The organism is Streptomyces nymphaeiformis (assembly GCF_014203895.1).
Lineage (GTDB): Bacteria > Actinomycetota > Actinomycetes > Streptomycetales > Streptomycetaceae > Streptomyces > Streptomyces nymphaeiformis.
In genome coordinates this window covers 305,757-319,890 of sequence record NZ_JACHJY010000002.1, presented here as the reverse complement: position 1 = coordinate 319,890, position 14,134 = coordinate 305,757, and the positions used below count along the sequence as shown (strand labels likewise).

At 73.2% G+C, this 14,134-nt stretch carries 12 protein-coding genes; 6 read left to right on the top strand and 6 right to left on the bottom strand.

From position 1 onward, the window contains the following. The first annotated feature begins 102 nt into the window (after positions 1 to 102). Positions 103 to 657: a helix-turn-helix domain-containing protein gene (locus GGE06_RS07455; RefSeq protein ID WP_184930324.1), complete on the top strand. Its 555-nt coding sequence runs from the start codon at positions 103 to 105 to the stop codon at positions 655 to 657. Continuing rightward, a complete protein-coding gene (locus GGE06_RS07450) occupies positions 657 to 1,187 on the top strand; it encodes a DinB family protein (protein WP_184930323.1) in 531 nt (176 codons plus the stop codon). Before GGE06_RS07455 ends, GGE06_RS07450 begins: the two co-directional genes overlap by 1 nt. A 47-nt stretch (positions 1,188 to 1,234) precedes the next feature. On the opposite strand, the gene GGE06_RS07445 is transcribed toward GGE06_RS07450, so the two are convergent. From GGE06_RS07445 to GGE06_RS07435, 3 genes are all read right to left on the bottom strand, one after another. Next, positions 1,235 to 3,121 carry an AMP-dependent synthetase/ligase gene (locus GGE06_RS07445; RefSeq protein ID WP_116157287.1) on the bottom strand — a complete coding sequence of 629 codons (1,887 nt, stop codon included), beginning with the start codon at positions 3,119 to 3,121 and terminating at the stop codon, positions 1,235 to 1,237. A gap of 136 nt (positions 3,122 to 3,257) precedes the next feature. Next, positions 3,258 to 4,568 (bottom strand): serine hydrolase domain-containing protein, encoded by a 1,311-nt coding sequence (locus tag GGE06_RS07440; RefSeq protein WP_184930322.1) that lies wholly within the window; start codon positions 4,566 to 4,568, stop codon positions 3,258 to 3,260. Between the two features lie 242 nt (positions 4,569 to 4,810). Beyond that, positions 4,811 to 6,238, bottom strand: coding sequence for an MFS transporter (locus GGE06_RS07435; RefSeq protein ID WP_184930321.1), 1,428 nt, complete (start codon positions 6,236 to 6,238; stop codon positions 4,811 to 4,813). Positions 6,239 to 6,330: 92 nt separating this feature from the next. Between GGE06_RS07435 and GGE06_RS07430 the strand changes: the two genes are divergently transcribed. Continuing rightward, complete coding sequence (locus GGE06_RS07430) at positions 6,331 to 7,257, top strand: LysR family transcriptional regulator (RefSeq protein WP_116157291.1); 927 nt, start codon at positions 6,331 to 6,333, stop codon at positions 7,255 to 7,257. A gap of 38 nt (positions 7,258 to 7,295) precedes the next feature. Here GGE06_RS07430 and GGE06_RS07425 read toward each other — a convergent pair whose 3' ends face one another. After that, the gene (locus GGE06_RS07425; RefSeq protein ID WP_184930320.1) at positions 7,296 to 8,192 is read right to left on the bottom strand and encodes a formylglycine-generating enzyme family protein; all 897 of its coding nucleotides are present in this window, start codon (positions 8,190 to 8,192) and stop codon (positions 7,296 to 7,298) included. Between the two features lie 83 nt (positions 8,193 to 8,275). Continuing rightward, entirely contained in the window at positions 8,276 to 9,679 is a 1,404-nt protein-coding gene (locus GGE06_RS07420; RefSeq protein ID WP_116157293.1) for a sulfatase family protein, read from the bottom strand. 367 nt (positions 9,680 to 10,046) lie between these two features. Between GGE06_RS07420 and GGE06_RS07415 the strand changes: the two genes are divergently transcribed. The 3 genes from GGE06_RS07415 to GGE06_RS07405 all read left to right on the top strand — a co-directional run bounded on the left by GGE06_RS07415 (position 10,047) and on the right by GGE06_RS07405 (position 13,956). Continuing rightward, a complete protein-coding gene (locus GGE06_RS07415) occupies positions 10,047 to 10,844 on the top strand; it encodes a VOC family protein (RefSeq protein WP_184930319.1) in 798 nt (265 codons plus the stop codon). Positions 10,845 to 10,892: 48 nt separating this feature from the next. Further along, the gene (locus GGE06_RS07410) at positions 10,893 to 11,693 is read left to right on the top strand and encodes a crotonase/enoyl-CoA hydratase family protein (RefSeq protein ID WP_184930318.1); all 801 of its coding nucleotides are present in this window, start codon (positions 10,893 to 10,895) and stop codon (positions 11,691 to 11,693) included. Positions 11,694 to 11,763: 70 nt separating this feature from the next. Next, on the top strand, positions 11,764 to 13,956 hold the full coding sequence (locus GGE06_RS07405; RefSeq protein WP_184930317.1) for an ATP-binding protein: 2,193 nt from the start codon (positions 11,764 to 11,766) through the stop codon (positions 13,954 to 13,956). Between the two features lie 31 nt (positions 13,957 to 13,987). Here the strand turns inward: GGE06_RS07405 and GGE06_RS42275 are convergent, their stop codons facing one another. Next, positions 13,988 to 14,128 carry a hypothetical protein gene (locus GGE06_RS42275; protein ID WP_246532371.1) on the bottom strand — a complete coding sequence of 47 codons (141 nt, stop codon included), beginning with the start codon at positions 14,126 to 14,128 and terminating at the stop codon, positions 13,988 to 13,990. Positions 14,129 to 14,134: the final 6 nt, after the last annotated feature.

Sequence of the window (14,134 nt, the reverse complement as noted above, 5' to 3'; positions counted from 1 at the left end):
GGCGTGTGTCGGCAGTACGAAACCGTCTCCGGGTTTCCGCACCGCGCCGCGTAGGGTGCCGTCAGGCGCCACCGGGCGCCGGAGGGGAAGGACGGGACGACCATGGAGGCCGCGAACACACCGAAGGTGGGCGCCGCCGTACGGCGCCGGCGACGGGCACTCGACCTGACGCTCGCCGAGGTGGCGCGGAGCAGCGGGCTCTCCTCCCCGTTCCTCAGCCAGATCGAGAACGACCGAGCGCGCCCCAGCATGCGCTCGCTCCAGCGGATCGCGGACGCCCTCGGGACGACGGCGGTGCAGCTGCTCGCGGCCTCGGACGAGACCCGCACCGTCGACGTGGTGCGCGCGGACGACGACAGCGGCCTCAGCCAGGAGGCCCGCGTCCGCCCCGTGGTGCGCGGCCGGCACCAGCTGCACGCCCTCGAGTTCGTCGGCGCGCACGAGGCGGACCGCGAGTTCCGGCACCGGAACGACGAGCTGCTGTACGTGGCGGACGGCTCGGTGGAGGTGGAGGCCGACGGCCGCGTCCACCGGCTCGGCCGCGGTGACACGCTGCTCCTGTCCGGCGGCGTCCGCCACCGCTGGCGCACGACCGAACCGGGCTCGCGGGTCCTGGCCGTCGCGATCGGCGACCACGTGGAAGTACTGGAGGGCTGATGACCTGGAAGGCGCCGTCGGTGGAGCGCAGCCGACAGCTGGGCGGCCTCGGCACCGTGACCGAGCGTCAGATGCTGGAGGGCTGGCTCACCTGGCACCGGGAGACGCTCCTCGCCAAGTGCGCCGGGCTCGACCCGGCGCAGCTGGCGCGCGCGACGGTGGAGCCGTCGGACCTCACCCTGCTCGGTCTGGTCCGGCACATGGCGGAGGTGGAGCGGTCGTGGTTCCGGCGCGGGTTCGCGGGTGAGGCGGTCGGCGAGGTCTTCACCGGGCCTTCGGACGGTAACGAAGGGCTCGACGGGGTCGAACCCGCGGACGCGGAGCGGGACTTCGGGCTGTACCGGGCCGAGGTGGAGGCCTGCGACGCGGCGGCCGCCGGGCACGACCTCGACGAGACCTTCCTGTCCTCGCGCGGGGTCGCCCTCAGCCTGCGCTGGGTCTACATGGTGATGATCCAGGAGTACGCCCGCCACAACGGCCACGCCGACTTCCTGCGGGAGCGGACGGACGGGGCGACGGGGGACGGGTGACGTCCGGTACGGCTGCCGCCTCGCCGTACCGGACGGGCAGGTCCGCCTCAGGCCTCGCGGGCGCCCTCGTACATGGCCTCGACGAGTTCGGCGTACTCGCGCTCCACGACCGGCCGCTTCACCTTGAGGCTCGGGGTGAGCTCCCCGTGCTCGACGTCGAGGTCGCGGGGCAGCAGCGAGAACTTCTTGATCGTCTGCCACCGCTGCAGGTCGCCGTTGACGCGCTGGACGAACCCGTCGATCAGCGCGTGCACGTCCGGCGAGGAGACGACCTCGGCATAGCTACGGCCCCCGAGGCCGTTCGACGCCGCCCAGGGCATGAGGACGCTCTCGTCGAGCGCGATCAGGGCGGTGCAGTAGTTGCGGCCGTTGCCGATGACCAGGATGTTGCTGACGAACGGGCACACGGCCTTGAACCGGCCCTCGATCTCCGTGGGCGCCACGTACTTGCCGCCCGAGGTCTTGAAGAGGTCCTTCTTGCGGTCGGTGATCCGGACGAAGCCCTCCTTGTCGATCTCGCCGATGTCCCCGGTACGGAACCAGCCGTCGCTCTCCAGGACTTCGGCGGTCTTCTCCGGAAGGTTGTGGTAGCCGCGCATGATGCCGGGTCCCCTCAGGAGGATCTCCCCGTCCTCGGCGATGCGGACCTCGGTGCCCGGCAGGGGCCGGCCGACCGTGCCCACCCGGTAGTCGTCGACCGGGTTGACGGTGCAGGCCGCGCTGGTCTCCGTCAGGCCGTAGCCCTCCAGGACGGGCACGCCCGCCCCGGCGAAGAAGTAGCCGATGTCGGGGGCGAGGGCGGCGCTGCCCGAGGCGCTGCCGCGGAGCTCACCGCCGAACGCCGCCCGGATCTTGCCGTAGACCAGCTTGTCGGCGAGGGCGTGCTGGACGCCGAGCCACAGCGGCACCTTGCGGCTCCCCGTCGCCACCAGGCTCTCCTGCCCGGTCCTGGCGTGGTCGCGGGCCACCTGCGCCGCCCACCGGAAGATCCTGTACTTCGCTCCGCCCTCGGCCCGCGCCTTCGCGGCGATGCCGTTGTAGACCTTCTCGAAGACCCTCGGCGCGGAGGCCATCACGGTGGGCCGGACGACGGGCAGGTTGGTGACGATGCGGTCGACGCGCCCGTCGACCGCAAGGACGTGTCCGGTCTGGATCTGACCGGATATCAGGGCCTTGCCGAAGACGTGGGACAGCGGCAGCCACAGGAACTGCACGTCGTCGGGTTGCAACAGCCCGCTGACCTCCTGTGCGGCGCCCTGGTAGGACCAGCAGTCGTGCACCAGGCGCACGCCCTTGGGGCGGCCGGTCGTCCCGGACGTGTAGATCAGGGTGGCGAGTTGCTCGCGCTCGATGGACGCGACGGTCGTCTCGACGGCTTCCGGGTGCTCCCCCAGGTACGCCCGGCCGCGCTCCTCGAGCTCGGCGAGGCTCAGTACATCGAGCCCCTTCGCCCGAGGGAGATCGGCCTCCGGGTCGAAGACGATCGCGTGGTCGAGGTCGGGCAGGCGGTCCGCGTGTTCGACGACCTTGGCCAGTTGGGCGGCGTCCTCGACGAAGATCGCCCGGCTGCCGGAGTCGGCGAGGATGTACGCCGTCTCGTCGGCGTCGGTGCTCGGGTAGACGGCGGTCGCGGCGGCGCCCGCGCACATCACGCCCAGGTCCGCGAAGATCCACTCCACCCGGGTCGAGGAGGAGATCGCCACCCGTTCCTCGGTCCGCAGCCCGAGGGAGAGCAGCCCGGCGGCGATCGCGGTCACGCGATCCGCCGCCTGGGCCCAGGTCAGCGACCGCCACTCCTCGGCGCCGGGCGCGCCCTGGCCCACCGCCACGGGGTGGCGGTAGGCCTCGCGGTCGGGTGTGGCCCCGACCCGCGAGAGGAAGAGGTGCGCCACCGAATGCGGCCGGCTTTCGAGCAGGTCTTGCGCGGAACTCATGGCGACCTCCGGGCCCACTGCGCCCGTCAACACATATTGACCGGCGGGTAACTTACGAGCAGTGGTGTGAGGCTAAGGGGAAACCCACCGCCGCGTAAGGGGAGCCGGGGAGGAAATGCCCGCGCGCAGGCGGGACTTACGGCCGGAACCCCCAGTCCTCCGGGCCCCGGTCGCCGAGCAGGGCGCAGACGAACTTCTCCTCGGTGGCGCGCAGCCGGGCCAGCAGGGCCGGGTCCAGCGTGGCCTGGCCGGTGACGGAGACCGTCACCGTGCGCCGGCCGTCGCGCGTGGCCGCGGCGAACTGCGTGTAGCCGGGGGTGTTGCCGGTGTGGCCGAGGACCGTGCCGCAGCGCGTGGTGTACCGGAAGAGGCCCAGGCCGGCCGCGTTGACGCCGGGGCCGGCCGGTTCGGAGGAGCCGCCGGGGAGGAAGTCCTGCTGGGCACGGCGGGTGGTGGGGCTCAGCAGCTCCGGTCCGGCGTAGCCGCCGATGAACCGGCTCAGGTCGGCCGGGGTGGAGACGATGCCGCCCGACGCCCAGGCGCCGGAGGCGCTGATCGCCTCGCTGACGTCCTCGGGCGGCTCACCGGGGGCGGTGAGGTAGCCGTGCAGGAACGGGCGGGGAAGCAGGTAGCCCTGCGGGAGGCTGGTCCTCTCCAGATCGAGCGGTCCGTACACGAACTGCCGCAGCAGCGACTCGTACGAACGGCCGGTGACCTGCTCGGCCATCAGGGCGACCGCGATGTTGTCCGAGTTGGAGTAGGCGTAGCGGCTGCCCGGCGGGAAGCCGAGCGGTCGGCCCGCCACGAAGTCGAGGAGGCGGCGGGAGTCGAAGTGGTGGCGGGGGTCGGCGCGGACGATGTCCTGGAACGCCTGGCTCTTGCTGTAGTCCGGAAGACCGCTGGTGTGCTGGAGCAGTTGACGCAGGGTCACCGTATGCCAGGCCGCGGGTAGTCGGGGCAGGTGTCGGCCGATCGTGTCGTCCAGGTGCAGGGCCTGCCGGTCCACCAGGCTCAGCGCGACCGCGCCGCTGAAGGCCTTGGCCACGCTGGCGATCCGCATGTGGTCGTCGGGTCGGGGCGGGCGCCGCGTGCCCACCTCGGCCGTGCCGGCCCGGTAGACCTGCCGGAGGCCGTCGCGGGTCAGGATCGCGATCGCCCCGGGCGGGCCGCCGGGTGCCGCCACCAGGTCGGCGAGGGCCCGCTGGAGCGCCGGGTCGCCGTGGCCGTGGCCGGACGGAGCCGGTCCGCCGCGGCCGGAGCCGGACGGCGCCGGGCCGGGCGGTACCGCCGCGACCGGCGTGGCCGCGCCGCCGCTCAGGACCGCGGCCGCCACCACCGCCCCGACGGCCGCCGTACGGAACCGGCGCCTCGGGCGCGGTCCGCTGCGGCCACGGGCGGGGCTCGTGGAATTCCGGCCGTCGTACGCGGCGGGGACACGTCGGGGCATGCGCTACCTCCTCGGGTACGGAACGGGGAACGGCGGGCGGGCCGCGGGGCCCACGGGTCCGGATCCGGTCGGGCGATCGGCCGTCCGGGCGCCGGACCGCCCTGTCCCAGGCTGCGGCCACCGTCTCCCGGACCGCGCTCCCCCGCGCGCCGCCTGCGCCATCCGGCCCACACGCGGGCGGTGTGACCGCCCCGGCGCCTGCGCGCGTACGGGGGTGGCACCGCCCCCGGGAGCGGCCGCGCTCAACGGGTCGGCGCGGACCCGGTCCGGTATCCGATGGTGACCAGGCCCGTGGCCACCAGGACGACCGCGCCCACCGTGCGCAGCGCCGGGCTCATCGCGTCGGCGAAGGCCGCCGTACCCGCGGCGGCGTCGTGCACGGCGAGCACGGTGCCGGTGACGGCCACGCCGAGGGCGGCGCCCATCTCCCGGGCCGAGGTGCCGAGCCCGGAACCGAGACCGGCCTGGTGCGCGGGCAGGGCGGAGACGACGCCGACGGTCAGGGCGGGCATGCACAGGCCGGTTCCCGCCGAGATCACCAGCAGCCAGCAGGCGTACAGCGCGTACGGGGTGGCCGCGTCGGCGGTGGAGGTGCCGAGGAGTCCGGCGCCGATGAGGAACAGCCCGGTGGTGACGGCGGGGCGCGGCCCCGAGGCGGCCTGCCAGCGGGTCGCGACCTTCGGGAAGAGGGCCATGCCGATCGTGAGCGGGACGATCGCGAGTCCGGTGACGGCGGGGCCGTACCCCTTGACGTACTGCAGGTACTGCGAGTTCGCGTAGAAGAGCGAGAAGAGGCCGAAGAACCCGGTGGCCGTGCCCAGGACGGCGGCGCGCAGCTGCCGGGAGCGGAAGACCCGCGGGTCGAACAGCGCGGCCGGCGAGCGGAGCGCGTACCAGGTGAAGAGCCCGGTGAGCACCGCGCCCACCGCGAAGAGGACGAGGATGCGGGGCGAGGTCCAGCCGTACGTCGGGCCTTCGATGATGCCCGCGAGGACGGCGACGAGGGCGGCGACCAGCAGCACGGTGCCACGGGGGTCGGGGCGCCCGTGTGGCGAGCGGTCGGTGCGCGGGACGGCGACGGCGACGGCGACGGCGAGCAGCGCGGCGAGGGGGACCATCAACCAGAACAGGGCGCGCCAGGACAGGAACTGGCCCGTCGCTCCCCCGCCGACGTTGCCCGCGAGGCCGCCCAGGCCGACGGCGAGGGTCCAGGACGCCAGGGCCCGAGCCCGGCCTTCCGGTCCGGCGAGCTGCACGAGGATCGACATGGTGGCGGGCATGATGCAGGCGGCCCCGGCGCCGGACACCCCGCGGCCGGCGATCAGCAGCGCGGGCGACGCGGCGAGGGCGCTCAGCGCCGCCCCGGCGGCGAACAGGGCGAGACCGACGAGGAGCACGCCCTTGCGGCCGCGGCGGTCGCCCAGTGCTCCGGCGGGGATGAGCAGTCCGGCGAAGACGATGACGTACGCGTCCACGGTCCACAGCAGCTCGGTGGAGGACGGGTGGAGGGCGGAGGCGGCCAGTTGGGGGATGAGGAGGTTGATGGCGGCGACCATGCTCTGCGCGACGAGGACGCAGGCGCACAGGGCGAGCAGGGTCGACCGCCTGAGCACGTTCGGCGTGGTGCCGGCCGGGGCGGAGGCGGGCGGTGAGAGGGCAGCGGAAGACATGGCTCCTCCAGGGAGCTTCGTGGTCAGGGGATGTGCGTTCACCGTAGGCTCGGCCCGTTGATTACTTCCAGTGCATCTTTTGCAAGGAGTGAGTGCGTGTGACGCAATCCGTGGACGCCGGCGGCCTCGACCTCAACCTTCTTCTCGCCCTCGACGTCCTGTTGGAGGAGCAGAGCGTGCGGGGAGCGGCCCGGCGGCTGCACCTGTCCGAGCCGGCCACCAGCCGCACGCTCGGCCGGATCCGCAAGGCGCTCGGCGATCCGATCCTGGTGCGCGCCGGCCGCGCGATGGTGCCGACGCCGTACGCGCTGTCGGTACGGGCCGAGGTCGGCGCGGTCGTGGAGCGGGCCAGGGCGCTGTTCGCGGCCTCGGGTCCGACCGATGTCCGGACCGTCGCGCGGACGTTCACGGTGCTCGGCCAGGACTCGCATCCCGCCCTGCTCGGCCCCGCGCTCCTCGCGCGCGCCGGCCGGGAGGCCCCGCGGGTGCGGCTGCGGTTCCTGAACGAGAGCCACATCGACGCGCCGACGCTGCGGGAGGGCGTCGCCGACCTGGAGATCGGGGTCATCGACACGGTCCATCCCGAGGTGCACACCGAGCACCTCCTGGACGACCACATGCTCGCGGTGGTCCGCGCCGGGCACCCGCTCCTGCGGGGGCGCCTGACGCGGCGGAGGTTCGCGGCGGACGCGGACCATCTGGTGGTCTCGCGCCGGGGACGGCTGCACGGCCCCGTCGACACCGCGCTGGCCGAGCACGGTCTGCGACGGCGGGTGGTGGCGAGCGTCGGCACGTACCCGGCGTCGCTGTTCATCCTCCGCGACACGGACCTCGTCGGCCTGATCAGCGCACGGAGCCGCTCCCTGGCCGAGTCCCTCGGGCTCGTCACCTTCGACGTCCCCCTCGACCTGCCGCCGCTGCCGGTCGGCATGGCCTGGCATCCGCGCCACGACGCCGACCCGGCACACGCGTGGCTGCGGGGGTGCGTACGGGACCTGATGCTGGGCCGGTCCGGGTGATCCCGTCCATCCGCCCCCGTCACGGCGGGCGGATGACGCTAGTCGGCGTCGGCGGCCACCCTGAAGCCGATGTTGCCGGTGGAGCTGTCGGGTGTGTTGGAGCTCCGGGCGGCGACGCGGTACCGGTTGCAGTAGGAGTCGTGGCACAGGTACGAGCCGCCGCGCATCGCCCGCGCGGTCCCCCCGCCGGGTGTGAACGGGTCCGCGCTCCACTCCCAGACGTTGCCGACGGTGTTGTAGAGGCCGAAGCCGTTGGGCCGGAAGGACTTCACGGGGGCCGTGCCCGCGTGCCCGCCGCCGGTGGGCAGGTCCGGGAAGTCGCCCTGCCAGATGTTGCACAGGGAGCGGCCGTCGGCCGTGAGCTCGTCACCCCACGGGTACCGGCGCTGCTCCAGGCCGCCGCGTGCCGCGTACTCCCACTCCGCCTCGGTGGGCAGCCGGGTGCCGGACCAGGCGCAGTAGGTTCGGGCGTCGTGCCAGGACACGTGGACGACGGGGTGGTTCTGCCGGTCGGTGACGTGGGAGCCGGGGCCTTCGGGGTGGCGCCACGAGGCGCCGTCCACCGTCCTCCACCACGGGACGCCCGGTACGGGCGGGGACATGGCCGCCACGTCCTTCTCCAGGAAGGCCCCGAAGGTGAAGGAGAAGCCGAAGCGCTCGGCGTCGGTGACGTGTCCGGTGGCTTTGACGAAGGTGGCGAACTGCGCGTTCGTCACCGTCGTGGCCGCGATGCGGAAGGGTTCCACGGCCACCTCGCGGACCGGGCCCTCGGCGTCGGCGGGAAAGCCGTCCGGGTCGTCGGTGCCCATCAGGAAGCGCCCTCCGGGCAGGGAGAGCAGCTGCCGGACCGCTCTGGAGGGTCGGGCCGGAGGGCGGGACGGGGCGAGGGTCAGGACGGGGAGGTGGGCGTGACCTGGGGTGCAGCATTCGGGCATGACGACTCCGGCGGAATCGGAAGGATGGGCGGCCGGCCCCGGGCGTGGCGGCGCGGGGCCGGCCGGCAGTGCTGTGGCGCGGGTCAGGCCACGCGGTCGGCGGCGAGCTGCGCGGCCAGGGCGGGAATGCCGAGGGCTTGCTCGTCGGCCGGTGTGGCCTGGTAGAGCTTGTTGGTCAGCTGGTACGGGTCGTTCACGAGGTCGTAGTACTCACGGAACTTCACCTGCCCGGTGCCGGACACCGTGCCGTTCCCGTCGGTCGTGAGGTCGTAGTACTCCGTGTACTGCTTGTCCTTGGCGACGTACGAGGACCAGGTGGGTGCGCCACCGGTGCCGGTGCCCTGCTTCCACCACTCCACCAGGAGGTGGTCGCGGCTGTATCCGGAGAGCAGGGAGCGGCCGTCCTGCGCGGCGTCCGGGGTGATGCCGGCCGCGTCGAGGACGGTCGGCGCGATGTCGATGTTGGCGACGATGCGGTTGTCCTGGGTTCCCGCGCCGAGCCCGCCGGCCGGCCAGGAGAGGTAGAACGGCACCTCGTGCGCGGGGCGGTAGGGCACCGACTTGGCCGTCCAGCCGTGGTCGCCCCAGCTGAAGCCGTTGTCGCCGATGTAGATGACGAGGGTGTTGTCCAGCTGCCCCAGGGCCTGGAGCTTGTCCTTGAACGCCTGGACGGCGTCGTCGACGGAGAGCAGGGTGCGCAGCTGCTCGGCACGGATGGTCTGGCCGTCGGCGAGGGTGCCGGTGGCGTTCTTGATGTACGCCGGCTTGTCGCTGCGGTCGTTCTCGGGGACCGAGGGGCGGCCGTTCCAGTCGGGCACGGGCGTGCCGGCGTACTTCGCCTCGGGGGTGCGGGGCCCGTGGGAGGCGTAAGGGGTGACGTACGCGAACCAGGGCCGGGTGTCGGTGGCGGCCTTGTCGAGGAAGTCCAGGGTGCGGTTCTTGACGATGGTGGTCGTGTAGCCGTTGATCGTCTGGACGGTGCCGTTGACGTTCCACTGGGCGTCGACGTACGCGGGCTGGAGGAGGGCGAACTCCTCGAAGTGCGGCGGGTTGTCCGCCAGGGTCCAGGAGTTGAGGTACTTGCCGAACAGGCCGGTGCGGTAGCCGGCCTGCTTGAGGTACTTCTGCACGGTGGTGCTCTGGTCGAGCGCGTACGAGGCCTTGTTGTTGCGCACGCCGTGGTGGTGGGCGTGACGGCCGGAGAACACGCTGGAACGCGAGGGCGCGCACAGCGGGGTGGTGACGTGGCCGTTGGTGAACTTCACGCCCTGGTCGGCGAGCCAGGCGACGGTCTTGGGCAGGGCCCATTCGGTGTGCTTGGGCTGGTCGTCGGTGACGATCAGCAGGATGTTCGGCCGGCCGGCGGCAGCGGCGGGGCCCGCGCCGGCGATCTGTCCGAGTGCGGGTACGGCGGTCGCGGCCGCGACGGCGGCGGCGCCGCCGAGGAAGCCTCGTCGGCTCACCTGCGGGCGTCGGTTCTCGCTCATGATGTCCGTTCCTCTGGGTGCGGTTGCACTGGGGGCACGACGGACGGAGGCACGGGGAACGTGCCGTCGGGCCGCCGTGGGGAGGGGAAGAGACGGGAGTCGGGCGGGGGCGCCAGGTGGGGATCCCGTGGGGGAAGGGGCGCGTTCAGCGCGCCGGGGCGACCGTACACAGGGCGCTCGCCAGGTGCCCTTGGTCGACGTGGCGGCGCGCAGTGAGGATTCCTGCTGCCATGTGCACGACAGTATGCGGAGTGGTTCCGCGGTTCCATGTACGGCGGATGAAATGGCGGACGGCCGTGTCTCCGACGGGCGGGAGGCGGTGCCCGGTGCGAGGCTGAGGCGTACAGGACCGCGAAAGGGAATCGTCATGCTCTCCACCGCCTTCGTACCGGGCTCCCCCTGTTGGCTCGACCTCGGCGCCCCCGACGTGCCGTCCGCCGCCGCCTTCTACGGCGGTACGTTCGGCTGGGAGTACGAGTCCATGGGCGAGGGACAGGACGCGGAGGGCGGGATGTTCCGGAAGGACGGGAAGATCGTCGCCGGGCTCGGCAGGCTCACCGAGCCGGGGGCCCGCTCGGCCTGGATGATCTACTACGCCGTCACCGACGCGGACGAGACGACCCGGGCGGTGGAGCGCGCCGGCGGCACGGTGCGGGTGGCGCCCAGGAGCTTCGGCGAGCAGGGCCGGATGGCCCAGTACAGCGACCCGCTGGGGGGACAGTTCGCCGTCTGGCAGGCAGGCGAGACCAAGGGCTTCGAGCTGGCTGACAAGCCCGGATCGCTGAGCTGGACCGAGCTGTACACGAGCGACGCGGCGGCCGCGAAGGAGTTCTACGGCGAAGTCCTCGGCTGGCAGTACGCCGACATGGACCTGCCGGGCGGCACGGGCACCTACACCCTCATCACCCCCGCGGGACTGCCCCAGGAGCGCATGCACGGCGGTCTCATGCAGGTGCCCGCCGACGCCCTCACCCTCGCGAGCGGACGGCCGTACTGGCACCCCGTCTTCGACGTCGAGGACTGCGACGCCACCCTCACCAAGATCACCGCGATCGGCGGCGGGGTGCAGATGGGACCGCAGGACATGGAGGGGGTCGGCCGCCTGGCCGTCTGCCTGGATCCGTCGAACGCCGACTTCGTGGTCCTCACCCCGCCGTCCGACTGACCGATCGCCGCTCTGGTCCCCGGACCGCGGTCACGTGAGAATGCCCCCATGACCGATGCATCAGCGACACCGCCGGAGCAGGACGCCGTCCGCGTCGAGCGCGACGGGCCCGTGACCACGGTGGTCCTGTCCCGGCCCGCCGCCCGCAATGCCGTGGACGGACCGACGGCCCGTCAACTCGCCGACGCATTCCTGGCGTTCGAGGCGGACGAGGAGGCCTCGGTCGCGGTGCTGTGGGGCGAGGGCGGCACGTTCTGCGCGGGCGCCGACCTCAAGGCCGTCGGCACCGAGCGCGGGAACCGGGTGGAGCCCGACGGCGACGGCCCGATGGGGCCGACCCGGCTGCGCCTGACGAAGCCGGTCATCGCGGCCGTCAGCGGCCATGCCGTGGCCGGCGGCCTCGAACTGGCCCTGTGGTGCGATCTGCGCGTGGTCGAGGAGGACGCGGTCCTCGGAGTGTTCTGCCGCCGCTGGGGAGTGCCGCTGATCGACGGAGGCACGGTCCGGCTGCCGCGGCTGATCGGCGAGAGCCGTGCCATGGACCTGATCCTGACCGGCCGACCGGTCCCGGCCGCCGAGGCGTACGAGATCGGGCTCGCCAACCGCCTCGTCCCACCGGGCCGGGCGCGCTCCGCCGCGGAGGAACTCGCCCGGGAGATCGCCGCCTTCCCCCAGCTGTGCCTCCGCCACGACCGTCTCTCCGTCCGGGAGCAGCACGGCCTCCCCGAACCGGAGGCCCTGGCGGCCGAACTCCGCCACGGCATGGTGCCCCTGTCGGCCGGCGAGACCCTCAAGGGCGCGGCCCGCTTCACGTCCGGCGCGGGCAGACACGGCTCGTTCACCGCCTGAGCGCGGCGGCGCCGACGGGCCGAGGCGGAATCTGGTGAGTCCGGCCACGGGGCTCGCTACCATGCGCGATGTGAATTCACGCGCGCGCTGGCTCGTAGGCATCGCAAGCACAGCCGGGGCGTTCGCCGCCGCCGGTGCGGGGTGGGACGCGTTCGGGGACGTCGGCCCCGTGCAGTACACACTCGCGGGAGTCACCGCGCTGGCCAGCGGGGTTCTGGCCTATGCCCAGAGCACCCGTGGCGGCCCGAGCGGTCCGGGTCATCCCGTGCCTCGGGAACTCCCCCGCGGCATCACCGACTTCACCGGCCGGGTCGGTGAACTCGTCGAACTGGAAGGGCTCCTGCGCCGACGTGGCCGGTCGACCGGACCTCTCGTGGCCGCCATCGCCGGCAAGGGAGGTCTCGGCAAGACGACCCTCGCGATACGGGCCGCGCAGCGCGCCGCGGACGACTACCCCGACGGCCAGCTGTTCGCGAACTTACGGGGATACGACCTCGAACCAGCCGAACCGGCCGGGATACTGGCGCACTTCCTGCGGGCGCTGGGCACCGACCCCCGTGAGATCCCGGACGCGCTGCACGACCGCGAGCAGCTGCTGCGCACCCTCACCGCCGGGCGCCGCCTGCTCATCGTCCTCGACAACGCCAACGGCCCCCGTCAAGTGCGGCCCCTGCTGCCCGGCGCTCCGGACGTCGCCGTGATCGTCACGAGCCGCACCCCGCTCAGTACCATCGAAGGAGCGCACACGATCGTGCTTGACCTCTTGGAACCGGATGAGGCGGTCGAGCTGCTGGGACGGGTGGCCGGTGCGCGGCGCGTGGCGGACGACCCGGCGGCCGCGCGACGCCTCGTGGCGCTCTGCGGGCATCTGCCCCTGGCCGTGCGCATCGCCGGGGCGCGACTGGCCGAGCGGCCCGACGTCCCGCTGGCGGACCTCGCCGACCGGCTCGCCGACGAGCGGGACCGGCTCGATCAGCTGGAGATCGGGGACCTCGACGTCCGCTCCACGTTCAGGCTCAGCCATCAGGGTCTGCCGGAGGAGGAGCAGCGGGCGTTCCGCATGCTGGGGCTCTTCCCCGGCGCGGACTTCACGGCCTGGGCGCTCGCCGCGCTCATGGACGTCCCGCTGCGCGCCGCCGAACACCACATCGACGCCCTGGTGTCCGCGCAGCTCGTCGACGCGACCGGGCCCGACGAGACCGGCACCGCCCGCTACACCTTCCACGACCTGATCCGCGCCCTGGCCCGGGAGCAGTCCGAGCCCGGGGCCGCCGCCGCGACACAGCGGCTCCTGGGGGCGTACCTGACGCTGGCCGCGACCGCCGAGGACCGCTTCCAGCCCGGCGAGGTCCGCAAGGCCGGCGGGCACCCTCGCCACCCGGCCGACGCTCTCCCGCTCGACCGTCTGCTCCACGATCCGGTGTCCTGGTTCATCACGGAGCAGCGCAACATCATCGCGTGCGTGCGGCTGGCCGTCGCGCGCGAGTTCTGGGACGCGGCGTGGGAACTCACCCACATCGGCGCGCCGTTCTTCGAGATGCTGGCCACCTGGGACGACTGGGAGGAGGCCGTCGAGCTGTCCCTCGGCGCGGCTCGCCGGTCGGGCAACCGCTGGGCCGAGGCCATCACTCTCTTCGACACCGGCGCGCTCCGCCGGGACCTGGGCCGGCTCGACGAGGCCCTGGTGGCGTACGAGGGCGCCCGCGCCGGGTACACGGCCTCGGGCGACGAGCACGGCCTGGCCGCGCTGCTGCTGCTCGAGGGCATCATCCACCGCAACCTCGGGGACTGGGAGCGGGCCGCCCAGTTGCTGGGTGACGGTGTCGTACGCCTCGGGGCGGTCGGGGACCGCAGGCTCGCCGCCCAGTCCCGGCGCAGCCTCGCGGTGGTCCGGAGCGGCCAGGGCCGGCACGGCGAGGCGATCCCTCTGTTCCAGGAGGCGCTGGCCGAGTTCCAGAGCCTGGGCGACCGGCGGGCCGAGGCGTACGCCTGGCGGAACCTGGCCCAGGCGCAGCTGGAGTACGGCGAACCGGCCGCGTCGGCACACTCGTTCAGCCGAAGTCTGGAGATGACCCAGCGGCTGCGGGACCAGCGGGGCGAGGCGAGGGCCCTGCAGGGCCTCGGCCGCGTGAGCGCCGCCGAGGGAGCGGCGGCGGTGGCGCTGCGGCGGTTCGCCCAGGCCCGGCAGATCGCCGAGGCGATGCACGACCACGTCCTCACCCGGGAACTGGACAGCGACATCGCCTCGACGAACCGCTCGTAGCGGGGGCGTCCGGCTGCGCGCCCCGTCCGTGTCATTCGCGTATCCGGTAGAGCTGGATGTCCCGGTTGACGAAGAGGTGGACGTAGCCGCACGTCCAGCAGATCAGGCCGGTCGCCGACTCGTTCGCCCAGGCCATGTTGAGGAACTCCATCCCCGTGCTGTTCAGCTTCACCTCCCG